General features: G+C 41.4%; 23 protein-coding genes. 15 read left to right on the top strand and 8 right to left on the bottom strand.

Annotated elements, in window-relative coordinates:
• Positions 1-724 precede the first annotated feature (724 nt).
• Positions 725-1,717: an NADP-dependent oxidoreductase gene (locus tag AC1DO4_RS19585; protein ID WP_477418874.1), complete on the bottom strand. Its 993-nt coding sequence runs from the start codon at positions 1,715-1,717 to the stop codon at positions 725-727.
• 255 nt (positions 1,718-1,972) lie between these two features.
• Between AC1DO4_RS19585 and AC1DO4_RS19590 the strand changes: the two genes are divergently transcribed.
• The gene (locus AC1DO4_RS19590; protein ID WP_477418876.1) at positions 1,973-2,344 is read left to right on the top strand and encodes a hypothetical protein; all 372 of its coding nucleotides are present in this window, start codon (positions 1,973-1,975) and stop codon (positions 2,342-2,344) included.
• Between the two features lie 138 nt (positions 2,345-2,482).
• Here the strand turns inward: AC1DO4_RS19590 and AC1DO4_RS19595 are convergent, their stop codons facing one another.
• The 3 genes from AC1DO4_RS19595 to AC1DO4_RS19605 form a co-directional block, all read right to left on the bottom strand.
• On the bottom strand, positions 2,483-3,298 hold the full coding sequence (locus tag AC1DO4_RS19595) for a helix-turn-helix domain-containing protein (RefSeq protein WP_477418878.1): 816 nt from the start codon (positions 3,296-3,298) through the stop codon (positions 2,483-2,485).
• Between the two features lie 695 nt (positions 3,299-3,993).
• A complete protein-coding gene (locus AC1DO4_RS19600) occupies positions 3,994-4,896 on the bottom strand; it encodes a helix-turn-helix transcriptional regulator (RefSeq protein ID WP_477418880.1) in 903 nt (300 codons plus the stop codon).
• Between the two features lie 403 nt (positions 4,897-5,299).
• Positions 5,300-5,692, bottom strand: coding sequence for a hypothetical protein (locus AC1DO4_RS19605; RefSeq protein WP_477418882.1), 393 nt, complete (start codon positions 5,690-5,692; stop codon positions 5,300-5,302).
• Positions 5,693-6,274: 582 nt separating this feature from the next.
• On the opposite strand from AC1DO4_RS19605, the gene AC1DO4_RS19610 reads away from it, so the two are divergent.
• Entirely contained in the window at positions 6,275-7,690 is a 1,416-nt protein-coding gene (locus tag AC1DO4_RS19610) for a rhodanese-like domain-containing protein (RefSeq protein WP_477418884.1), read from the top strand.
• Complete coding sequence (mnmC2, locus tag AC1DO4_RS19615) at positions 7,687-8,367, top strand: tRNA (5-methylaminomethyl-2-thiouridine)(34)-methyltransferase MnmC2 (protein ID WP_477418886.1); 681 nt, start codon at positions 7,687-7,689, stop codon at positions 8,365-8,367. The genes AC1DO4_RS19610 and mnmC2 overlap by 4 nt, the downstream gene beginning before the upstream one ends.
• Positions 8,368-8,381: 14 nt before the next feature.
• On the opposite strand, the gene AC1DO4_RS19620 is transcribed toward mnmC2, so the two are convergent.
• Positions 8,382-9,218 carry a hypothetical protein gene (locus AC1DO4_RS19620; protein WP_477418888.1) on the bottom strand — a complete coding sequence of 279 codons (837 nt, stop codon included), beginning with the start codon at positions 9,216-9,218 and terminating at the stop codon, positions 8,382-8,384.
• Positions 9,219-9,339: 121 nt separating this feature from the next.
• Between AC1DO4_RS19620 and mazG the strand changes: the two genes are divergently transcribed.
• From mazG to AC1DO4_RS19645, 5 genes are all read left to right on the top strand, one after another.
• The gene (mazG, locus tag AC1DO4_RS19625; protein WP_477418890.1) at positions 9,340-10,143 is read left to right on the top strand and encodes a nucleoside triphosphate pyrophosphohydrolase; all 804 of its coding nucleotides are present in this window, start codon (positions 9,340-9,342) and stop codon (positions 10,141-10,143) included.
• A 64-nt stretch (positions 10,144-10,207) separates the two neighbouring features.
• Positions 10,208-10,651 carry a hypothetical protein gene (locus AC1DO4_RS19630; RefSeq protein WP_477418892.1) on the top strand — a complete coding sequence of 148 codons (444 nt, stop codon included), beginning with the start codon at positions 10,208-10,210 and terminating at the stop codon, positions 10,649-10,651.
• A 214-nt stretch (positions 10,652-10,865) separates the two neighbouring features.
• A complete protein-coding gene (locus AC1DO4_RS19635) occupies positions 10,866-11,420 on the top strand; it encodes an RNA polymerase sigma factor (RefSeq protein ID WP_477418894.1) in 555 nt (184 codons plus the stop codon).
• Positions 11,413-12,894, top strand: coding sequence for a hypothetical protein (locus AC1DO4_RS19640; protein ID WP_477418896.1), 1,482 nt, complete (start codon positions 11,413-11,415; stop codon positions 12,892-12,894). The genes AC1DO4_RS19635 and AC1DO4_RS19640 overlap by 8 nt, the downstream gene beginning before the upstream one ends.
• Positions 12,891-13,664, top strand: a complete 774-nt coding sequence (locus tag AC1DO4_RS19645) for a hypothetical protein (protein WP_477418898.1) — start codon at positions 12,891-12,893, stop codon at positions 13,662-13,664. The genes AC1DO4_RS19640 and AC1DO4_RS19645 overlap by 4 nt, the downstream gene beginning before the upstream one ends.
• A 3-nt stretch (positions 13,665-13,667) precedes the next feature.
• Here the strand turns inward: AC1DO4_RS19645 and AC1DO4_RS19650 are convergent, their stop codons facing one another.
• Positions 13,668-14,894, bottom strand: coding sequence for an ABC transporter permease (locus AC1DO4_RS19650; RefSeq protein ID WP_477418900.1), 1,227 nt, complete (start codon positions 14,892-14,894; stop codon positions 13,668-13,670).
• 85 nt (positions 14,895-14,979) lie between these two features.
• Between AC1DO4_RS19650 and AC1DO4_RS19655 the strand changes: the two genes are divergently transcribed.
• The 5 genes from AC1DO4_RS19655 to AC1DO4_RS19675 all read left to right on the top strand — a co-directional run bounded on the left by AC1DO4_RS19655 (position 14,980) and on the right by AC1DO4_RS19675 (position 18,639).
• Positions 14,980-16,230, top strand: coding sequence for an exo-beta-N-acetylmuramidase NamZ family protein (locus tag AC1DO4_RS19655; protein ID WP_477418902.1), 1,251 nt, complete (start codon positions 14,980-14,982; stop codon positions 16,228-16,230).
• Positions 16,231-16,258: 28 nt separating this feature from the next.
• Positions 16,259-17,179, top strand: a complete 921-nt coding sequence (gene fmt, locus AC1DO4_RS19660; protein ID WP_477418904.1) for a methionyl-tRNA formyltransferase — start codon at positions 16,259-16,261, stop codon at positions 17,177-17,179.
• Between the two features lie 39 nt (positions 17,180-17,218).
• A complete protein-coding gene (locus AC1DO4_RS19665) occupies positions 17,219-17,464 on the top strand; it encodes a hypothetical protein (RefSeq protein ID WP_477418906.1) in 246 nt (81 codons plus the stop codon).
• A complete protein-coding gene (locus AC1DO4_RS19670) occupies positions 17,449-17,739 on the top strand; it encodes a type II toxin-antitoxin system RelE/ParE family toxin (protein WP_477418908.1) in 291 nt (96 codons plus the stop codon). The genes AC1DO4_RS19665 and AC1DO4_RS19670 overlap by 16 nt, the downstream gene beginning before the upstream one ends.
• 222 nt (positions 17,740-17,961) lie before the next feature.
• Positions 17,962-18,639 carry a DUF3050 domain-containing protein gene (locus AC1DO4_RS19675; RefSeq protein ID WP_477419027.1) on the top strand — a complete coding sequence of 226 codons (678 nt, stop codon included), beginning with the start codon at positions 17,962-17,964 and terminating at the stop codon, positions 18,637-18,639.
• Between the two features lie 120 nt (positions 18,640-18,759).
• Here AC1DO4_RS19675 and AC1DO4_RS19680 read toward each other — a convergent pair whose 3' ends face one another.
• Positions 18,760-19,596, bottom strand: a complete 837-nt coding sequence (locus AC1DO4_RS19680; RefSeq protein WP_477418910.1) for an aminotransferase class IV — start codon at positions 19,594-19,596, stop codon at positions 18,760-18,762.
• 80 nt (positions 19,597-19,676) lie between these two features.
• Positions 19,677-20,714: an RluA family pseudouridine synthase gene (locus AC1DO4_RS19685; RefSeq protein ID WP_477418912.1), complete on the bottom strand. Its 1,038-nt coding sequence runs from the start codon at positions 20,712-20,714 to the stop codon at positions 19,677-19,679.
• Positions 20,715-20,788: 74 nt separating this feature from the next.
• Between AC1DO4_RS19685 and AC1DO4_RS19690 the strand changes: the two genes are divergently transcribed.
• A complete protein-coding gene (locus AC1DO4_RS19690) occupies positions 20,789-21,676 on the top strand; it encodes a 1-aminocyclopropane-1-carboxylate deaminase/D-cysteine desulfhydrase (RefSeq protein ID WP_477418914.1) in 888 nt (295 codons plus the stop codon).
• Positions 21,677-21,794: 118 nt separating this feature from the next.
• A complete protein-coding gene (locus AC1DO4_RS19695; RefSeq protein ID WP_477418916.1) occupies positions 21,795-22,394 on the top strand; it encodes a class I SAM-dependent methyltransferase in 600 nt (199 codons plus the stop codon).
• The last annotated feature ends 38 nt before the right edge of the window (positions 22,395-22,432 follow it).

Genomic DNA, 22,432 nt, shown 5'->3' on the forward strand with positions numbered 1-22,432 from the left:
CCGCGAGCGGGATGGTTAGGCCAGGATTTCGATAAGTTAAATTCGATGCCACATTATTAACTCAAAACCTAATGCTCTAAAATATCAGCTCTTTCACCTCGCCACACGCAACCCGAACCCCGATCCACACAACCCGAACCTCGCCCCCCGAACCACGAACCCAAACTCTTCCACAATATTTTCGCATTTAAAAAGTTATTATATGTAACTAAAGCATTAATTGCTATGAAATCAATGCATATACATCGTTTTTGGTTTGATATTTTAAAAAGATCAAAGCTGGATTTTGTGATAAACTGGTTTAATCGTTAAGCGGTCTCCCCCCTACCCGTTGCAGATTTTATATTAGTTTTCATTAACCTTAAATTTTTTATTAATTAAAGTTCCTGTGCTTTATGCTGTTTGCGTATTGGCCTTATTGGCGGATGTTTTTGCATGGCGCATAGTCGACTCACCCCGACATCGCTGCGCTCGTCTGCCCCTCTCTCCGCTTCGCGCCATAGAGGGGAGTTGAAAAATCAATAAAAATGTTTTAAACCCTCTTTCCAACAAAGTTGAAGAGGGTCGGCCATCCGCCGACTGGCGGAGTAGCCGGGGTGAGTCGTTGCCAGCATGCAAAGCCGATTGCTTGGTTTAAACCCTACGCGTCATCCCCATTTTTTCCAGGATTATCCTGGTGGGTACCTCGCAATAACGGTCTGTTTTTTTATTTTTAGATAGCTTCTTAAGGAACAAGAATTATTTTCCCAACCGAATTCTTGGTTTGGATAATATCGTGAGCTTTTGCCATATCCGCTAAAGGTAACACTTGCGACACATGCGTTTTAATTTCACCTGATGACAATAAGCGGGCAATATTTTCAAGATCTTGCAGATAGCTTTCATTAGGTGTCACATATACTCTCTCAACTGTTACATCTCTTTCTGCCTTTGCCTTATCGATGAATTCCTGATCTGGATATACTACTATACTGGATAACTTACCTCCGTTCCTGACTGATTTTAATGAACGGCCCAGATGGGTGTCTTCAGTGCTACTTACTTCCCCCTCTACCCAAACAGCATCATGCACAATATCAGCATCATCAATAATCTCCTCAACTGCCTGCGTTTTATAATCGATGAATTCGTCAGCTCCCAGGCCCAAAACAAAATCTCTGTTGGCGCCCGATGCAACACCGATTACATATGCGCCGAAATGTTTGGCCAATTGTACCGCGTAATGCCCAACCCCGCCAGATGCACCATGGATAATAACCTTATCGCCTTTTTTTATTTTCGCAAAATTTACTAACGATACCCAAGCTGTTAAAGCTGCCATTGTTGCTCCGGCAGCTTCCTCAAAACTTACGTTGGCTGGTTTCAATACCATTTCGTCTTCTGGTGCCGCAACAAATTCTGCATAGGCATTTGCCTGGCCAATGAACTTAAAGTTGCCAAAAACTTCATCTCCGGTCTTGAATTTTGTCACCGCTTTTCCTGCTTCGGTCACAACACCGGCAACGTCCCATCCAAGAATGATATTTTCTTCATCGCCTTTTCGGGCATAGATCATATCCAATGCTGCCTGGTTTCTGCGGACAAATGCATCTACAGGATTAATGCTTATCGCTTTTACACCAACCAAAACCTCATTATCTTTAATTGAGGGTACAGGAACCTCTGCAAGTACCAGGTTTTCTGACCCGCCAACTTCTTTTAATACTATAGCTTTCATGATTATATTTTTTACCAAAGTTAGAATCAGTTAAGCGTTCTTGTTTTGTTTAAAATGTCAATTTCACTTTGCTGGGAGTGTCACGAGATCATCCCTTTGGCAAGCATAATAAGATGATAGCCGATCGGCCTCATAAAGGTTCGAATATGATTTACGGATATAGTTATTGACATTTAGAACAATATAAAATTGACAAGCCTAACAAAACTAAAAAATGAGGCATAGTATACCTTTACCTCATAAATAAGTTGAAATATGTCAGAACAATCTATCCTGCGGCTTACAATGTCCGCCACTGTTAATCCCAATGATTGGGAAAAACTTGAACAATTTATGGCAGAAGCGAAAATCGCTGTGCCAAATGAAGGAGCCGGCGTCTTAATCCATGAATGTCATTATGATCCGGAGACTTTCAATATCCTCTTCCTGGAATCTTATGCCAACGAGAATGAATTAATAAAACACGCGGAGGCTTTTACACCTGTAATGAATAAATACAAAGTGGATTGGAAAATAAAAAGATTAGACTTACTTGGAAATTATTCTCCGGAGATTGTCGCACTGATGAAAGGAATGGCCAAGGGTGCGGAAGTTAACCTATATAACCACGTATTTAAAAACAAATAAATAGTATTTTTAGCATTTGCAGGTCGGTAGCAAAGTGGTAGGAGCGCCGCTATAATAACTTCTTTTAACCAGGAGAATATCATAGCGACAGCTTTGCTTTTAGTGCCTTCATGCCAATAAGAGCAGTTTATGCCAATTCTATACAAGCTTACCTACGGTTTCAGATGGCGAATACCCAAAATGCTTCTTGAAGGCGAAAGAAAAATGCGAAAGGTTTTCGAATCCGGTTTCTAAGTACACCTCTCCCGCTTTCTTGTCTTTTTTAGCAAGCTGAAAATGAGCTAATTCCAAACGCTTCTTTATTAGCCAACGTTGGGGAGTGATCTTGAAAGCCTTCTTAAAATCCCGGATAAAGGTTGAAAGGCTACGACCTGTGAGATAGGCAAATTTATCAAGAGGCATGTTGAATTTGTAGTGCTTTTCCATGAAATCAACCAGGTTTATCTTCCCGGGCTCAGAGAAATCGGCCAGCACACTGTCAATATCTGGCTCAACATATCTAAGGATATGAATCGCCTCTTCCAGTTTGAGTTTTGCTACGCTTTCGGGAAGTTTGTGCTCAAGATCAAGATATGGCATTACCGAAGAAAAAAAGCTTTCCAGTAGTGGCTGTTTGTTCAATATCCTAACCGCATTATCGGGTGGAGCTGTCAATTTTGGTTTTTCATTCGCATAAAATGATTTCAGCCTATCAAGCGTAAGGCCAAATACGACAGCCTGGTAAGGCTTGCCATCTTTTGGCTGTTTGATTACAGTTGAAATCTGGTTTCTTGGAAAAAGTAACATGCTCTCGGCACCGAATGTATAAGTCCGCTCTGCCTGTATTACTTTCATTTCCCCGGAAATGATCAAAACGAAGGAGTGGAATTCAAAACTAAGATCATCTTTAAAGATGCCTTCCTCTGTAACCGTCCACACAAGGTCTGTAAATCTGCTGAAGTTTTGTTTCGCCATTAGTGTTGATAATTGATGTGCCTTACAAAATCTGTTTAAGTTAGTAAATTGCCTGTTAATAGTTTTATACTCATTGATAAAAGAACGCCGTCAACAATGAGATGGATTATTAATGTTTATTAAGAACAAAGTTATGTTTTAGCAATGCTGCAAGCTTTGTTGAGAATGTCAATTTTGCTTTGTTTAGATTGTCAATTGACACATCTGTTCACTTTTTTAATAAGGGGTTCAAGGTCGTCGGGCTGAGTTGTAAAATTTCGGGAAATTCTGAAGGGGGAATGACGTATATCAGATGGCTGCGAGCCGACTCACCCCGACGATCCGTTAGCTAACGGACGTCTGCCCCTCTCTCCGACTGCGTCGCATAGAGGGGCAATACAACAAAAATTGAGCTTCACCCTCTTTGCGGCACAGCCGGAGAGAGGGTCGGCCAGCGAAGCGTAGCCGGGGTGAGTCGTGGCCAGCGTTTAAGCGAATGTTTGTGTAAAACCAAACAAGTCATGGCTGAGCAATAAAAAATCTTGCCCTTTATTATCTCCACAATTTATCTTCAGATTTGGTAGCGAATTAAACCCCGGTATCTTGTACTTTAAGCATGGCTTTACCATGCTCCGGCAGAGCTTAACTTATTGAACAGGTGCATATTAAAAATCCCCAAAGCATTTTCTCTGCACCTATCGCGAAAGGCTTCCTATTTAATAATTCCCCAACGCCCTTTTCAGCCGCTCATGGATCCGTTTTTTAAAATGCTCCGGGGATACAACCCTTACCTGGTCGCCATACCCCAGTATTTCCGTTTCCAGGTCGTGATTAAGGCAAATGTTTAATGCTACCAGGCGTTGCCCATCCGGCCCTGTCTCATCCAAATCGTGCTGACTATCATGCAGCGGATAATTTTTAACATAATTATACTGCCGGGGTGTAAACTCCAGCACCACTTCTTCTACCTGCTGCCCTTTATAAGGCGATGTAATGCCGAAACAGTTTTTAAACATTGCCTGCGGATCATGCAATTCCAGGTGTTCAAATTTTTTCCTGGTAATGTCAACAGCGTCCATCCTGTCGAGCCCGAAGGTTTTCATCTCCAGGTCGCCCAAATCGATGGCCAGCAGGTACCAGTGGCCTTTAAACTCTTTGAGGGTATAAGGCTCAACCTTGCGTTTGGTTATTTCCACCCCATCGTGCTCCAGGTAATCAAACCTTACCCGTACCCTGTTTTCGATAGCTTTTAACAAGGACCTGAAATGAGCCATCCCGATTGCCTTGCGGTGATCAACAAGCACATAGCCTGCAAAATTCTCCTCCTGCAAAACGTCGTTGAGCAAATCAAAAGCTGCTATGGATTGTGCCCCGGTTCCGGCAGGCGAATTGATAATACGGTAAATGTTCCTGGCTTTGATGTAGCCAATCTCTACGTTGTAATTTTTCAGTATCGCGCTTTTATCCCGCTGAAAATTACGCTCCAGGTATTGGTCGCCGTCAATCCCCATTTTGGCAGCCATATGGTTGGCAATTTGTTTCAGGGTAACACCACCCCGCCTTTGCTGAAAAAACGAGATCAATATTTCCTGGCGGATGACGGGCGTTAGGGATGACATGGGGGCTATGTGATTCTGTTAGTGTTTACCAAACTCTTAAACCATTGCATTTGTGAAGGCGCGTTCTTTGCTAAAAACATATTCCATGACCCAGAGCTGCAATACCTACTTGGGTGCTTTACAAAAAACAGTTTAATTAGTTGTCCATCAAGAAAAATTATCTGCCCATTCGAGAGGAATTTGCACCTCGACCAGCATCAAGACAATGACTTTCGCCAATAAACAATACTTTGTTTTGCTGGGGCAAAACTGCATAACACTCACCTACCTAAAGCAACCAAAGGAGTTTCTTTTTTACTCTTTTAACCGTTTAAATTCCTTATCGTATTAAATTCCTCACCGTAAGTTTGATTAATCATAATTAATCAAGGCAATGAAGTAGCACCTTTCAAAAAAGTTAGTTCTATAATTTCTTTTCTTCTTGATGAATTATAAATTTAGTCAAATTGGTGATTTTAGTAACTCTATCTTTATATTCTTGCATGTGATCAATATCAAATTTGTTAGTCATAAAAAGCCCAAATTTTTGAATTTCTAAAAGTAAATCTTCTTGATTTTTTTTATTTTGATCTAACAGCATTGTTACCACATACCCGCTTTTTGAAAAAGCAAAAAGTGTTTTTACATCTCTCTTTTCAACTTGTTGTGAAAACGAAATTACGTTAGCTACTTCTAATCTCAAATCTTCAATCCATTTCGATCGTTTATTTTTTCTTGTCTGTTTGGATGCCAGCCAGTGCGAAGAAATAATAGTGACAACAAGTACAATTAACGTTATCCATTCTCTTGCTTCCATAATATTCTTTTTAGGTAGTGGTACGTTTAACATACCTACTAGTACATTATTAATATCCGACTCACGTCCTGACTGAGTCGAAACATTTTCATTAATTAATTAAATCCTGTTATTGCTAAAACCATGAATTAGAATAAAAGCATTACGAGAAATAGCCTTTTAATTTCCGGTTTACTGGCAATAGAATTTCTGTAACATGGGGTTTAAGTTTAAAATTAATGATGCAATATATTATTATTACTCCAATTTATTTACAATATACTTAATAAGTTTTTTATCGATTTTTCTGATATATTTCTAAATTTTTCTTCTGTAATTCCTGGTTAAAAAAGGCGCGCCGTTCCATGCAAAAGTGTTCCAACCACAAACCCAAATGCGATGTACGACAAGTCATGTCGTACAAAAATAAAAAATAAAACAACATAACTTTCTATAAATCAATAAATTAAACAACAAAATCGTCGTGTTTCGTATTTTTTTTGTTCACAACTGTCTGTTGCGGAACGGAACACCCAAACTTTACAACCTTCAAACATTTCAACCTTACAACATCTCCCCCAAACTCCTATCTTTGCTCCGAATATGATTATCCAGCAATTCTACGATAAAGGGTTGGCGCATGCATCTTACGCCGTGATCCGTATAGGTAAAATGATCGTTATTGATCCGGCCCGTAACCCGCAGCCCTATTATGATTTCGCCGCCCGGAACGATGCGGACATTGTGGGCGTTATTGAAACACACCCCCATGCCGATTTTGTGAGCTCGCACCTCGAAATTCATAAAGCTACCAACGCCGTAATTTATTGCAGCAAGCTAACCGGCGCTACATACCCACACGAAACTTTTGATGATGGCGATGTTATCGAGCTTAATGACGTTAAGCTAAAGGCTATTAATACTCCCGGTCATTCGCCCGATTCTATATGTATTTTGCTGGAAGATGAGGAGGGCAGGGAAATAGCCGTTTTCACAGGCGATACCCTGTTTGTTGGCGATGTAGGCCGCCCCGATTTACGCGAGAATGCAGGCAATATTACAGCCAAAAAAGAAGAACTGGCCAAACAAATGTACCACAGTACCCGCAATAAGCTGATGAACCTGCCTAAAGGCGTAATAGTATACCCGGCGCACGGCCCTGGTTCATTATGCGGCAAAAATATGAGTCCGGATCTTGAGAGCACCATCGGTCGCGAGCTGCTGGAAAACTATGCATTGCAACTGATGGACGAGCTTACCTTTGTTAAAACCATTACTACCGAGCAGCCATTTGTGCCAAAGTATTTTGAATACGACGTGGAGCTTAATAAAAACGGGGCTCCTGATTTTCAACTAAGTGTGGAGAGCGTCGCCAGGATCGATACTGATATTCAGCTACAGGAAGGCATAACCATTATTGACAGCCGCCCCAAAAAAGCATTCAGGGCCGGTCACCTCAAAGGGGCCATCAACCTGCAGGATGGCGATAAATTTGAAACCTGGTTAGGTTCCATCCTTCGGCCCGATGAAAAATTTTACCTGGTAGCAGAGGACGAGGCTACTACCAATATGCTAATTAAAAAAGCGGCTAAGATAGGGTATGAAAACAATATCATCGCAACCCTTCAATCGCCCAAAAACGCTACCGAAAAACTGCCTGATCTGTATTTGGAGGACTTTAAAGCTAACCCCGAAAACTACACAAATGTAGATGTACGTAACCGGGGTGAGGTAAATGAAGGCAAAGCCTTTAAAACAGCTATTAACATTCCCCTACCCGAATTAAGGGAACGCATTGGCGAGATACCAACTGATAAGCCTATTGTAATTCACTGTGCGGCCGGATACCGGTCGGCAGCAGCAACCAGCATTGTAGCAGGGGAAATAAACAATGTACCTGTATATGACCTGGGCGAGATAATAGCCGACTATTTAAGTCCAACCCACCCCTCTGCACCAGTTGACGGGACGGCTTTAAAAACTTCGCCTGCCGGAGAAGATTTAGAAGGGGCTAAATGAGCAACCTGAGTATAGTTACCACTGCCGATGGTTCAAAAACTATTTACAATGCAGAGGTTGGCGAGCTTTACCACTCCCGTAACGGGGCTTTGCAGGAGAGCAGGCATGTGTTTGTTAACTCCGGGCTGCGTTATTTTCTGCAGAACAATAATACAAATGAGGTAAGCATACTGGAGGTTGGCTTTGGCACCGGTTTAAACTTTTTATTGAGTGCTGATGAGTGCATGGCTAAAGCAATCCAGCTTAATTATACCGGGATAGAGGCCTATCCCTTAACTCCCGAAATGATGGCCCAAACCGGATACGACGAATATATTTCGCCGCAATTATGGCAACCTTACCTGGAGTATTATCCGGCAGCCTTACTTACCAAAGTTAATCCAGTCAATTATTGCCGGCTCGAAATCGCCAAAGCTAAACTCCTGGATTTTAAGGCAGATGAACAGTTTGACATCGTCTATTTTGACGCCTTTGCCGCTTCACGCCAACCCGAAATGTGGGAAGAAGCCGCTATTAACCATGTAATAAGCTTTTTAAAACCAGGTGGTGTATTTGTTACCTACGCCATAACCGGCAACCTTAAACGAATGTTGAAAGCGCTTGGTTTAAAAACAGAAAAAGCCCCGGGCGCAGCCGGAAAGCGGGAAATGCTCAGGGCAGTTAAATTCGGCGTTTAGGCACGGTTAACTGTTTACATAAACCTGAAACCCACATTAAATTTTAAGGTAAAGCCATTATTAGCAGGCAGTTCACGATAGGCTGCAAACTGGCCCTGCGCGTTGCTGCTTCGGGTAGCGTATATAATGGGCCCGCCACAAAGCGTAAAGGCAAAGCGCGACCCTGATGGCGCATAATTTACAGACGGCCCCACCAATAACCGTGCGCCGCCTTCTGCCTCATCGGTTTCCCAAAATCCTTCCAAATCCTGCCCTACCGCCTCCAAACCGCCATAAAACTGGCCGCTGATATGGCGGTGCAGCCCTATACTTGTAATAATATCAAGCCCGTCGCGCCTGGCATCAAAAGCCTTTTCTAACCGTACATTTGCTCCTACTTTCCATGAGGTAACATCATAAGCAGCTGTTATGCGGCTAAATGCAACATTATCATTGTTAAATTCATGCCTGAAACCTAAGCCGCCACCAATTCTAAACCCCATGGGCTGATTGCCGCCTATAAAATCCCTTAATAACTCGGCCTGTTGCAAAGTATGCACGCCGCCGTTGTTACTAAAACCGGTACCTAAGGTTGCCAAAAAAGTAAATTTATTGCCCAAATATCCCTTAACAGAAATATTTTGATCTACTCCATCAAACCCTATAGGGGTAACTGTGTGTTCGCCATACCCGCCAGAATAATTTACGCTCCAGTTTCTGCCCGCAGGATTTAACGTATTAATGGTGTACAAAAATGGCTGGGGCTGTTCAAATGAGCTGTTTTGCTCTGTTGTTTTCATTAATTGCTGTGCATTGCATAAATTAACAAGCGTTAATAAAAAAACAATAGCCGGGTAAATTTTTTTCATCATAGGATTTGGATGTTAGATTTTACAAGTAAAGCTAATTAATATTAGCTTTAAATTAATAGTGTGATAAGTTTGCATTAAAGATGTTATCATACATTTGCTTATTCATACACCGCTATAAAATATGCCTTTAAAAGCTCCGGAAACCGCCCCTACTTCAACCATCGCATTTCAACGCCTGCTTATTATTATGGACGACCTTAGGGCCAATTGCCCATGGGACAAAAAGCAAACCCTTGAAAGCCTGCGGCACCTCACCATTGAGGAAACCTACGAACTGAGTGATGCTATTTTGGGCGATGATATGCAGGAGATAAAAAAAGAGCTTGGAGATATTATGCTGCACCTGGTTTTTTATTCTAAAATAGCTTCCGAAACCAGTGACTTTACCATTACTGATGTATTAAACGGCGTATGCGATAAACTGATTAATCGCCACCCGCATATTTACGGCGATGTTGAGGTACAGAGCGAAGAAGATGTAAAACGCAACTGGGAGCAGATTAAGCTTAAAGAGGGCAACAAATCTGTACTGGGTGGTGTGCCATCTTCGTTACCTGCATTGGTAAAAGCATCGCGCATACAGGAAAAAGCCCGCGGCGTAGGTTTCGACTGGGAAGAGAAAAACCAGGTTTGGGCCAAGGTAGAAGAAGAAATGCAGGAGTTTAAAAACGAATTTAACGCCGAAGACGAAACCACTATCGACCATGAAAAGGCCGAAGGCGAATTTGGCGACCTGCTGTTTTCACTCATTAATTATGCACGCTTTATCAATATAAACCCAGAGAACGCGCTGGAGAAAACCAATAAAAAGTTCATTAAACGTTTTCAGTACCTGGAGCTTAAGGCTAAAGAGCAAGGCAAACAACTGCAGGATATGAGCCTTGCCGAAATGGACATTTTTTGGAACGAAGCAAAAAAGCTGTAAAAACATTGTGTTTAGTGTAGCGTTTTAATAACTATACACGTAATGGCTTTAAATGAAAAATATTATGAAACGAAATTTATTTTACCTGCTACCGCTGTTGTTAACGTTAGGTGTGGCTTGTTCGCCAAAGTCTGATCCTGTTGTAATCCCTACCCCAACCGGAACTTTTAATGGTCAGTTTAGGTTATTAACCAAAAACTCAACCACCGGTAAATATGATACTTTGAAAGATTCCATCATATTAAAAATGAACGCCTCATTCCATTTTGCGGTAGTAGCCGATACTACAGTAAAGCATGCAGGCAGCCACGGAACATTTGCCTTTGATGGCTATTATATCCAGTTTAATGATAGTACTTTTAAAGCATCTGCGCCCCGCACCAAAAACCATTTGGTGGGTGTTTACCAGTATGTTTATGATGGTACCACTTTCAAAATGCTCCGTTCAAGCTCATCAAGCAATCCGGATACTATTGGCCGGTACGACCTTAAAAAAACTGCAAATTAATTATTGTTTTTATCTGAAATTGCCGTCGCTGTATTTTTAGCGGCGGCTTTTTGAATGTTATCAATCTTTAGTTAATTTTAATAGTTAGCAATAATTATTAAAGCTGCTATTAGTACGAATGAAAAAAATCTTTTTTGTTTTGTATCAATAATGCTATTTGCTACGTAAAGACGTATAAACCAACACAATATTTAAGCGGAATTAAACACACTTAATGCATCCACCCATACGCATTACTGAAGAAGAAATTATCAGCCAATGCAAAAAAGGCAGCCTTAAATACCAGGAAATGCTATATAAGCAGTTCTATGGCTATGCTATGGGTATAAGCTTGCGCTACAGCCTTAACCGCGACGATGCATTAGAGGCTGTAAATGATGCTTTTATAAAAGTGTTTAATGCAATGCATCATTACAATACCGATAAGCCCTTTAAAGCCTGGTTACGCACAATTGTAGTAAACACCGCAATAGATCGACGCCGCAAGGATCTTAAATTCCAGTTAAATATTGAGTTGGATAATGCCGCGCCTATTAGCAGCAATGTAAGTACGGTTGATAATTTGAATGCACAGGATATACTAAAGTTGATGAATGAGTTGCCTGCCATACAGCTCACAATATTCAACATGTATGAAATAGATGGTTATAATCATGATGAAATTGGAAATATGTTAGCTATCCCGGCAAGCTCATCGCGCGTTTATTTGAGCCGGGCGAAAGAACGATTAAGAAAAATACTAAGGCAAGAAGCACAAAACCATGGATGATCAGTTGGATAACGACTTAAGAGACCGCATCAGGGAGGTGTTTGATAACTATGAAGACACCTCGGCTGATGAAGGCTGGCTGCTACTCAGGGAAAAATTCCCTGTGAAAGAGGAGAAACGCCTTGGGGTATGGCTATGGTGGGCAGGTGCTGCAGCAGGTTTATTATTGTTTTTAAGTATAGGTGTGTGGATGTTGATGGAAAAACAGCCTGCCAATACAATAGCTGTGCAACCCATAAAACAACACCAGCAACAAAAGAAAACGCCGGTTGATACCCTTGCTCAATTAGCAGCAACTACTCATCCTGCAACAAAAAACAACCCTGTTGATACGATTATATCAACCCAAAACAGCATTGTCAAAAACAACTATCCATCACAAAAAAAACCAATAGTTCATAGCACGGCGCTTGCAGCAACACAAAATACTACTGCTAATACCAATTTATCAAAAAAAGCAACAGCTATAACTGCTCCCGTTGCAAACCAGCCTTTGGGAATTACAAATAGCATTTCAAACACCAATAATAATGCGCTTATAGCTCAACAACCTGTAAATATTAAACAAACTGTTAACCCAACTCTGCCCGAAAAAAGGCCGGATAGTGTCAAAACAATTATACCAGCAAACGATCCGCAATATGCAGTTGCACCTCCGGTTACTCCAGCGGTAAATACAACTCCGGAGCTGAAATCAAATAATGCAAATCAACAACCACCCCGCGTTAAACCTTCATCAACCAGTGCTCTGGAAAAAATGCTTGCAGCCGACAATTCCAGGACTCCAAAAGCTAATGATCCGGGTGATGATAAAAAAGTAAAATTTGGTGTTTATGCGGCAACCTTTTTCAACTATGCCAAAGGCAGCAGTAACCAGGTAAACGCCGGGGCAGGTTTTACATCTGATATAAAGCTGAGTAAAAACTTTAAACTTTCAACAGGTGTGGCCCTGGCTCAAAATACACTAAGGTACAACAGCACCACCCCACCCAATCCTAACGCAGCCCGGGCGCTAACATATGCTATAGCAAGCCAGGATAACAATCTTGTACCGGCCTCGGCTTTCCCTGTGTTTAAAAACTACAATGCCAATTTAGTAGGGCTTGACGTGCCGATAAACATTAAATATGAGTTTAATCCGCAAAAAAGCGATGCTTATATTTCGGCTGGCTTAAGTTCGGGTACGTTTATCAACGAAGCATATACAACAAGTTATGGCCTGCCAAATTCTTCACTATCCGCAAACTCAACCAAACAAACAACCGAAGAAACAAGCAAGCAAAGTTTTAACGGCTTTTATTTTGCCAAAACACTTAACGTATCCTTCGGTATAGGTACCGCACTGGGCAAACGTAACCGTTTGATTATTGAACCATTTTTAAAATATCCGCTTGATGGACTGGGATCGCAACAGATAAAATTTGGCGCAGGCGGTTTAAACCTGAAACTAAACTTTTCAACCACTAAAAAATGAAGAAACATTTACTTGTTTTAGCTGGACTTGTACTTATCTCATCATCATTGTTTGCACAAAAATTTGAATTATCGGTACAGGCTAATTCTGGTTTATTTCACTTTTCGGGTAAATCGGCAACAACTACTTCACAGATTATCCAGGGATCAGCAACAGGCGATCCGAAGAACTATACCAATAATCCCTACGGAAAACAAAACGGCTTTAGCTATGGCGGCAATTTACAAGGACAATTTGTTACCAAAGGCGGCTTTATCTGTGGCTTAGGGGCAGGGTATGAAGTATTAAGGAGCCAGGTAGATATTGATAAATATACCCCTATTGTTTACTACAACGGCGTTATTTTTGATATTACCTCTAATGATCCAAGCTTCCCCGTAAAAGGGCATACCAACCTGCAAAATCAGGCTATCAATCTTAATCCTTATATTGGTTATCGTTTGCAATTAAAAAAGGTTAAACTTGATATTTTACCGGGGATGGATATTGGTTTTATGCTAAAAACCCGGGATAAGGGTAAGGTTAAAGATAACGACGGCAAGGTGTACACTGTTGATTATGAAAGATCAAAATCCCCAACCGATGTACGTTTACACTTAGGGGTAGTTGCAACATACGGTAAATTTGGTTTAAATGCCGGTTACGCATATGGCCTCACCAATTATTTGTCGGGCCTGGTTAGCACAAGTAATTCAAACCAGGGTGAAGCAGGGAGTTTTTCGGCACACAGCCGGTTAATGCGCTTAGGCGTAAGCTACCGCATTAATTAACAACTATTTAAATCTTATCGCTTTTACCGGCGAAATTTTGCTCACCAGCATAGAGGGTATAATCAGCACCAAAAGGCAGATTACCAGCGTACCCAAATTGAGCAACAAAATGTCTGACAAGCTAAATTGTACGGGCACAAAGATCATATAATATGATGCCGGATCGAGCTTAAAAAAGTGGGTTTGTTGCTGAAAATAACCGAGGCCCAACCCCAGAGTATTCCCTAATAACAACCCCAATCCAATCAGGTATGTGGCGTTAAATAAAAACACTTTTTGAATATTCCAGTTGGTTGCGCCCATGGCCTTAAACATACCTATCATGGCGGTACGCTCCAATATCATAATAAGCAGGGCAGATATCATATTGATAACGGCAACAATAACCATAAGCGCCAGCATCACTACCGAGTTAACATCCAACAAGTTAAGCCATTCAAATATAGTGGGGTAATCCTCCATCACCGTATGCGATTTTAACTTTATCGGCAAAATATTGTTAAGCCTATCTGCTGCATAATCAACCTGGTCAAAATCAGCTACCCGCAGCTCATACTGCCCTATTTCACCGGGTTTCCAATCGTTAAGACGATTAATTAATGATAAAGCACCAATAACAAATGTTTTATCTACTTCCTCAACCTCGATGTTAAAAATGCCTTTTATTTTAAACTGGCGCTTACGCATACGCAATGGTTCCTGAACAAAATACATCAGCAGTTTATCGCCTACTTTTAGTTTCAGCCGGTTGGCAGTTTCCTGCGATAGCATGATCTCCTTTTGGGCTTCAACAGAATCTTTAAAGTCGATCACATCACCGGCCACCATCATCTTTTTAAAGTAACTAAAGTCGTAAGTTTTATCAACGCCCTTTAGTACAACCCCTTCAATTTCATTATTGGCTTTAATAATTCCTGGCTTGGTGGCAGTTGCCATTACGTGTGTAATTAGCGGACTTTTAAGCGCTCGTTTTACAAAAGCATCGTCATAAGTAATGGGCGAACTATCGTATGAACTGTTCAGATCGAACTTCACCACACGGATATCCCCGGCAAAACCCCGAACTTTTTCGCGAATCTCACGTTTAAATCCTTTTACAATGGCTAATGATAATATCATCACCCCTAAACCCAACATAATGCCAATAATGGCAATACGCACAATCAGTTTTGAAAATGTGCGCTTTGACTTGAATGTTATACGGGCTGATATAAAGGAGGCGAAACTCAATGCAGAATGATTTTTAGTACCTTCGCAAATATGCGGTTTTGCTATTAAACCTGCTACTTTTTAAATTGTTTCAATACAATATTTTATGAAGATTATTCCTGTTTTTTTACAAAGCGCTTTAATTGTGACCCTTACTGTATACGCAGCCTGCGGCAGCCCGGCTATCAGCACAAATACACCGCCGAAGACAGGCAGAGCTAACAATAAAATTAATACAGAAATAATTACCGGCGCCGATCAAATTCCGCAGTATATTGACTATCTTAAGGGAAAAAATATTGGAATGGTTGTTAATCAAACTTCAGTTATTGGCAAAACCTTTACCTCCAGTGTTGATAGTTTGTTAAAACGTGGCATCAGCATCAAAAAAGTCTTCGGGCCCGAACATGGCTTCCGCGGCAATGCCAGTAACGGTGCCGTAGTTAATGACGCTATAGATGCCAAAACCGGTCTTCCGGTAATATCCCTGTACGGCAATAAACATTACAAACCTACAGCCGATGATCTTAAAAATATCGACCTGATGGTATTTGATATCCAGGACGTTGGAGCAAGGTTTTACACCTATATATCTACCCTGCACTATGTAATGGAAGCCTGTGCCGAAAACGATATCGAGCTGATGATACTTGACAGGCCCAATCCAAATGGTTATCTTATTGATGGCCCCGTATTGGATACTGCCGAAGTGCCAAGAGCTTTTGTTGCTATGCACCCTATCCCTATAAGTCATGGTATGACTATTGGCGAATATGCAAAAATGATTAACGGCGAAAATTGGTTAAAAAATGGTGTAAAATGCAAGCTAAAAATCATAAAGGTGGCCAACTACAGGCATGATATGCCTTATAAATTACCGGTTTACCCATCGCCCAATTTAAATACTGATCAATCCATTTTACTTTATCCCAGCGTATGTTTGTTTGAAGGCACCACTTTCAGTTTAGGCAGGGGCACCTATTTCCCCTTCCTGGTGCTTGGGCATCCTTTATTAAAAGGTCGTTATACCTATTCATTTACCCCTTTAAGCATTCCGGGTATGAGCGAAAACCCGCCTCAAAAAGATAAGCAATGCTTTGGTATTGATTTAAAAAGCTATAGCGCTGATAAGATCAGGAAAACCGGGCACATCAACCTTTCCTGGCTGATAGAACTTTACAAAGCTTTCCCCGATAAAGATCATTTTTTTAACGCCTATTTTACAAAACTGGCAGGTAATACAATGCTGCAAAAGCAAATAAGTGAGGGTAAAACCGAAGGTGAGATCCGTAGTAGCTGGCAACCGGGATTAGAAAAATTTAAACGCATCCGAAGCAAATACTTGTTGTACCAATAATAAAGAAGCAGATAAAATAGCATATACCATGAGAATTGTATTTATGGGAACCCCCGAATTTGCCGTTACATCCCTGGATGCTTTGATAAAGGCCGGCTGCGATATTGTTGGCGTTGTTACCGCACCTGATAAACCTGCAGGCCGCGGACAAAAGCTTAACGAATCGGCAGTGAAGCAGTATGCAGTGGCCAACGGGTTAAAAGTTTTACAACCCGAAAAGTTAAAAAACCCGGAGTTTTTAGCTGAGCTTAAAGCTCTTTATGCCGATCTGCAGGTGGTAGTAGCGTTCCGTATGTTGCCTGAAGTGGTTTGGACGATGCCTGCCAAAGGCACCATAAACCTGCATGCTTCTTTGTTGCCCCAATACCGTGGTGCCGCCCCTATAAACTGGGCAATCATCAATGGTGAAAAAGAAAGCGGCGCAACCACATTTTTCCTAAAACATGATATTGATACCGGCGATGTTTTATTCACCGAAAAATTAACCCTTAATGGTCATGAATCTGCAGGCGACCTGCATGATCGACTCATGAATAAGGGTGCAGGGTTGCTTGTAAAAACTGTAAAAGCTGTGGAGAGCGGCCGATACCATGAGCACCCGCAGCTGAACTTGTTAAGCGGCGAAGAATTGAAACATGCCCCTAAAATATTCAAGGAAGATTGCCTGATAGACTGGGATCAACCGGCGTTAAATATATACAACAAGATCCGTGGACTAAGCCCAATTCCAACCGCTTACACCCACCTGAATGATAAAGTTTTAAAAGTATATGCTTCGGAGCTATTACCTAACGAACAACCGGCTATACAACCGGGAAGTTTCCTTACCGATAGCAAGACATACCTGAAGTTTGCGGCAAAAGATGGCTTTATCAGCTTGAAAGATGTACAGCTGGAAGGCAAAAAGCGTATGGGAATTGAGGATTTTTTGAGAGGGATGAAATTGTGAGTATTGATTATTTGTTTTTATATTCCTAAATTTATAAACATGAAACTTGCCGAATTAAAATCAGAATTTCACAGTCTAATAGATCAGATAAATGACCCTGAGCTTTTGTCGCAATTTTATGATATTATAAGTCAATCAGTAAATGCAGACAATTCAGATTGGCAGTCATTATCGGTAAAACAACAGCAGGAACTTTTAGAAGCTTATGAATCAAGTGAGAATGAAGATAACTTAGTACCCCTATCTGTTATAGTAGCGAAATACAAACAATGGCCTTTAAAGTAGTTTTTACTAAAGAAGCTGAACTTGATTTTGATATTATTCTCGGTTACATTATTCATGATTTTGGCAATGCAGCCGCTATCCGTTTTAAAAACCTTACCATTGAATTTGTTAAAATACTTCAAAACTTCCCGGAACTCGGAAGACTTTCAAATGCCGGGAAAAAAATCCGTTTTTTCGTTGCACACAAAAGGTTAAAGATATATTACCGAGTAAAGGGTGACAAAATTATCATTTTAAGATTGTTTGATACAAGACAGCATCCAGACAAAGCTTAAATTACATCTTTGCACATATCAACTCAAAGTCAAAAACCACAACCTACTGCTATTTAATAAACTGGTTTGCTATTTTTGCGCCTTCATAATTTTTATTACCTGATGGCAAATTACAGCGACCACATTGCACTTTTAAAAACCCGGATCCAGCCGTTACGCAACCAGCTGATACAACACGAACTATATAAAAACATCAACACACTTGATGAGCTTACTGTTTTTATGGATCACCACGTATTTGCCGTTTGGGATTTTATGTCGTTGTTAAAATCGTTACAGCAAAAACTTACCTGTACCGTTGCCCCCTGGATGCCAACCGGGAATGCCAATACCCGCTACCTTATCAACGAAATTGTAACCGGCGAAGAAAGTGACGTGGATGAGCAGGGTGAGCGTACGAGCCATTTTGAGCTGTACCTGCGTGCCATGCAGCAAGCAGGCAGCCAGGCAATTGCCATTAATAATTTATTTCATGAACTAAATTTTGGCAAACACATTGACGAAGCCTTGATTATTGCAGATATCCCCCTGGCTGCGCGTAACTTTATGCAGCATACTTTTGATGTTATTGGCACCAATAAAAACCATGTGCAGGCAGCAGTATTTACTTTTGGCCGGGAGGACCTGATACCGGAAATGTTTGTGAGCATAGTAAAAAAGATTAGCCAACAGTTACCGGGCAAGGTTGATATTTTATTGTACTACCTTGAACGCCATATTGAAGTTGACGGCGATCATCATTCTCAATTAGCCTACCAAATGACTGCCGAACTTTGCGGCGATGATGATAATAAATGGGAAGAAGCTACAATTGCTGTTCAGGAAGCTTTACAGGCAAGAATTGAGCTTTGGGATGGTATTTTAAATGCTATTAACGCGCCGGTTTCCGTAGAAGAATAGTTTGCTTTTAATTTGTCATCCTTAGGAACGAACGATCTATTCGACACCAGGTACATCGGTGCTACATAACGTATAATTGCTTCACTACGTTCAGCATGACAAACTAAATAATTACACTACCTATATTTTATTCAGCTCGTCCATCAACTGTTTACTCACCCTGTTAAAATAGCGCCTTACGCCAAAGCCCATCACAGTTTGAATACCGCGGGTGGCATTGGTTAAAAATACTTCGTCGGCTTCGTATAGGATATCAGGATTTATCTGGGCTTCGGTGATATTAATATTATTATCATGTGCTAATTTGATTACTACCTGCCTCATCACTCCCTCTACACAGCCCTCGCTTAGTGCCGGGGTATACAAATGGTTTTGATAATGTATAAATATATTGGAGTTGCTGGCCTCGCATAAAAAGCCGTTTTGGTTTAGCAGAAAAACATCATCCAGCTTATTCTGCGTTTTATAAATACCTGCCATTACATAAATAAGCGAGTTGCAGGTTTTAATGTTGGATAGATAGTTGGATGGTTTTGGCAACTCTGTAAACACATCCATGATTAAACCCTTCTCGTTCAAAAAATAACGGGGCTCATCGGATGCAGTTAGCTCCAGGCAATAGCCCATTTTATTTTGAGTTGGTGTATATAACCCTTCGGCATCGCGGTAAACGGTTAAACGTAGGCGGCCATGCTTTACCCTGTTCCGTTTGGCTAATTCCTCCACAATTTCTTTTAAAAACCAGGCATCCATTTGCGAGTAGCCGTCAATTTTGAGGGCTTTCATGCCACGTTGCAGGCGGTCGGCATGCAGGTCTGCAAACTTTAGTTGTCCCTTCATCAGGCGCATACTCTCAAATAAGCCATCGCCATACTTAAAGGCGCGGTTGGCCACAGTAAGCACCTGGCTATTTTGAGGAAGTATCTGTCCGTTAAAATTGATAAGCACTGGTGTCATTTTTGGATATCAGATTTGAGATTTTGACTTAGGGTTTAAATTCATTGTTGTTCGATTGGATTCTTTCTCATATCTAACGTCTAAGATCTCACATCTGCATCTGTATACTTACGCCATTTTAGCAATACACTTTCAAAATCGGCTGGTAGTGGCGATTCAAAAAGGATCTGTTTTTTTAGCGTAGGGTGTAAAAAGCCCAGCGTTTGTGCGTGCAGGGCCTGACGGGGCATCAGTTCAAAGCAATTATCTACAAATTGCTTGTATTTGCTAAACATAGTACCCTTTAAAATTTTATCGCCGCCGTAAGTGGCATCGCTAAAAAGTGGATGACCAATGTGCCGCATATGTGCTCTTATCTGGTGGGTACGACCGGTTTCCAGCTGACATTCTATCAGCGTAACATACCCCATGCGCTCCAACACTTTGTAATGTGTTACAGACCATTTCCCTTTTTCGGGATCGTCGTAGATAGACATTACCCTTCTATCCGCAATACTGCGACCGATGTAACCGGTTACGGTACCATCCTCCGTAAGATCTCCCCAAACAAGAGCAATGTACTTACGCGTAATAGTATGATCAAAAAATTGCTTGGCCAGCCAGTTCATGGAGCGTTCGTTTTTGCTGATAAGCAGCAACCCCGACGTATCCTTATCAATCCGGTGCACCAAACCAGGCCTGCCATCATTGCCAGGCAAGGTAGGCAGCTGCTGAAAATGGTACACCAGTGCATTTACCAATGTACCGGTGTAATTATTATAACCGGGGTGTACAACCATACCAGCAGCCTTATCCACTATCAAAACATCGTCATCCTCGTAAACAATATTAATGGGAATATTTTCGGGATAAACCTCGGTATCGCGGGGCGGGTGAGGCAACACCACCGAAATAACATCCAGCGGTTTTACCCGGTAGCTGCTTTTAATGGGTTTATCATTCACCAGTACGTTGCCCAGCTCAATAGCGTTTTGGATGCGGTTACGTGATGCATTCTCTACCCTGTGCATCAAAAATTTATCAATACGCAGCAGGGATTGACCTTTATCAACCACAACGCGCAAGTGTTCAAATAAATCCTGTTCTTCCTGCTCTATCAGCTCGGGTTCGTATGCCATTTGAGGGCAAAAGTAATCGTTTTTTGTGGTAGGTTAAGCGTAATATTGCAATAGCATTAAGGGCAGGTTATTTTATGAATATTGATTTGGAGATTTTTAGTCCGGTACATCAGATCACAAATCCATTATTTGATGTGCATGGCGTAAAAGTTTTTTTAAAACGCGACGATCTGATACATCCCATGATATCGGGTAATAAATGGCGTAAATTAAAATACCTGCTTAAAAAAGCTCAGGAAAAGCATAAAAATCACATTGTTACTTTTGGAGGCGCATATTCAAACCACCTGTTGGCTACTGCCGCCGCTGCGGCAAAGTTTAGTTTTTTTGCTACGGGTATTGTGCGAGGTGAAGAAGTTAGCAACGATACCCTGTTTTTATGCAAGCTACACGGTATGCAATTGATATTTACCGATCGGGATAGCTATCGCGATAAAGCATCCCTGTTCCATAAATATTTTGGAAATAACGAAGATGCTTTTTTCATTGATGAAGGCGGTGCATCCGCAGAAGGAGCCCAGGGTTGCAGCGAACTGGTTGATGAGCTTACTGATGATTACGACCATATTTTTTGCGCCTGCGGAACCGGGACTACAGCAGCGGGTATCATTAACGGCCTTACTAACCATCAATTTAAAACACGATTTAACGCCATACCTGTATTTAAAAACGGAGGCTTTATAAAAGATGAGATCAACAGGTTTTTAACAACTCCAGCTGAGTTTGATATCCATACCGGCTACCATTTTGGAGGCTATGGAAAAGCGACTGATGAGCTAATTAACTTTATAAAAAAGTTTGTAGCCTCCACCGGGATAGTCATTGAACCTGTGTATACAGGCAAAATGATGTATGCACTGTATGATCTAATCGGCAAGGGGTATTTTAAACCAGGCAGTAAAATATTGGCTATTCATAGTGGCGGGATCTGGGGTTTGCTGGGGATGAAGGATAAATTTTAAGTTTGATCATTGATTGTTCAACACTTCACAACTCATTTAAGGGCTATAATTAAAGGGAGATGATCACTAAACTTTATCCAAAACCCGTAATCACTGGGCAAATAATTATCTTTGATTTATGCCCGCCAACGATAACTCCGCCATATTTGACTACCATCGCAGCATGATTGCCTTTCATGGTAATACCAGCACGGCGGCTCTGGGCTGGAGAGATCCTGAAAGCCAGCTGATCCGCTTTAAAGTATTGTCCGAAATAGCCGGTATGGATGGCTGTACGGTGCTGGATGCCGGTTGCGGCCATGGGGACCTGCTTGCCTACCTGTTTACAACATGCCAGCGATTGCAGTATACGGGTATAGAACAAATCCCGGAACTGCTGGAAGAGGCGGAAAGGCGTTACGGCTTCCTGCCGGGTGCCCGGTTTTTAAAAGGAGATTTTATCTGTAATGATTTTCCCTTATCTGACTATGTCCTGGCGAGCGGCTCACTCAACTATTGCCAGGAAGACCCTGAGTTTATTTACAAGGCAATTGCCCGGCTATACGGAAGCTGTAGAATGGGACTTGGTTTTAACCTGCTCCGGTACGTCATTCCCAATGGCCTGTTGGCCGCCTATGACCCCGATACCATCATGGCTTATTGCGAAACACTTTGCGAACGGGCAAGCGTGCGGATGGATTATAGTGAGGAAGACTTTACCGTTTTTATGTACCACTAATCCGGCACTTAACCGGCCCATACTACCAGCTTAATGGC

It is taken from the genome of Mucilaginibacter sp. P5_A6, assembly GCF_056400585.1.

Bases quoted from the DNA above. Each gene is read 5' to 3' on its own strand.
- AC1DO4_RS19585 (WP_477418874.1), bottom strand. From the start codon at position 1,717: ATGAAAGCTATAGTATTAAAAGAAGTTGGCGGGTCAGAAAACCTGGTA.
- AC1DO4_RS19590 (WP_477418876.1), top strand. From the start codon at position 1,973: ATGTCAGAACAATCTATCCTGCGGCTTACAATGTCCGCCACTGTTAAT.
- AC1DO4_RS19595 (WP_477418878.1), bottom strand. From the start codon at position 3,298: ATGGCGAAACAAAACTTCAGCAGATTTACAGACCTTGTGTGGACGGTT.
- AC1DO4_RS19600 (WP_477418880.1), bottom strand. From the start codon at position 4,896: ATGTCATCCCTAACGCCCGTCATCCGCCAGGAAATATTGATCTCGTTT.
- AC1DO4_RS19605 (WP_477418882.1), bottom strand. From the start codon at position 5,692: ATGGAAGCAAGAGAATGGATAACGTTAATTGTACTTGTTGTCACTATT.
- AC1DO4_RS19610 (WP_477418884.1), top strand. From the start codon at position 6,275: ATGATTATCCAGCAATTCTACGATAAAGGGTTGGCGCATGCATCTTAC.
- mnmC2 (WP_477418886.1), top strand. From the start codon at position 7,687: ATGAGCAACCTGAGTATAGTTACCACTGCCGATGGTTCAAAAACTATT.
- AC1DO4_RS19620 (WP_477418888.1), bottom strand. From the start codon at position 9,218: ATGATGAAAAAAATTTACCCGGCTATTGTTTTTTTATTAACGCTTGTT.
- mazG (WP_477418890.1), top strand. From the start codon at position 9,340: ATGCCTTTAAAAGCTCCGGAAACCGCCCCTACTTCAACCATCGCATTT.
- AC1DO4_RS19630 (WP_477418892.1), top strand. From the start codon at position 10,208: ATGAAACGAAATTTATTTTACCTGCTACCGCTGTTGTTAACGTTAGGT.
- AC1DO4_RS19635 (WP_477418894.1), top strand. From the start codon at position 10,866: ATGCATCCACCCATACGCATTACTGAAGAAGAAATTATCAGCCAATGC.
- AC1DO4_RS19640 (WP_477418896.1), top strand. From the start codon at position 11,413: ATGGATGATCAGTTGGATAACGACTTAAGAGACCGCATCAGGGAGGTG.
- AC1DO4_RS19645 (WP_477418898.1), top strand. From the start codon at position 12,891: ATGAAGAAACATTTACTTGTTTTAGCTGGACTTGTACTTATCTCATCA.
- AC1DO4_RS19655 (WP_477418902.1), top strand. From the start codon at position 14,980: ATGAAGATTATTCCTGTTTTTTTACAAAGCGCTTTAATTGTGACCCTT.
- fmt (WP_477418904.1), top strand. From the start codon at position 16,259: ATGAGAATTGTATTTATGGGAACCCCCGAATTTGCCGTTACATCCCTG.
- AC1DO4_RS19665 (WP_477418906.1), top strand. From the start codon at position 17,219: ATGAAACTTGCCGAATTAAAATCAGAATTTCACAGTCTAATAGATCAG.
- AC1DO4_RS19670 (WP_477418908.1), top strand. From the start codon at position 17,449: ATGGCCTTTAAAGTAGTTTTTACTAAAGAAGCTGAACTTGATTTTGAT.
- AC1DO4_RS19675 (WP_477419027.1), top strand. From the start codon at position 17,962: ATGGATCACCACGTATTTGCCGTTTGGGATTTTATGTCGTTGTTAAAA.
- AC1DO4_RS19680 (WP_477418910.1), bottom strand. From the start codon at position 19,596: ATGACACCAGTGCTTATCAATTTTAACGGACAGATACTTCCTCAAAAT.
- AC1DO4_RS19685 (WP_477418912.1), bottom strand. From the start codon at position 20,714: ATGGCATACGAACCCGAGCTGATAGAGCAGGAAGAACAGGATTTATTT.
- AC1DO4_RS19690 (WP_477418914.1), top strand. From the start codon at position 20,789: ATGAATATTGATTTGGAGATTTTTAGTCCGGTACATCAGATCACAAAT.
- AC1DO4_RS19695 (WP_477418916.1), top strand. From the start codon at position 21,795: ATGCCCGCCAACGATAACTCCGCCATATTTGACTACCATCGCAGCATG.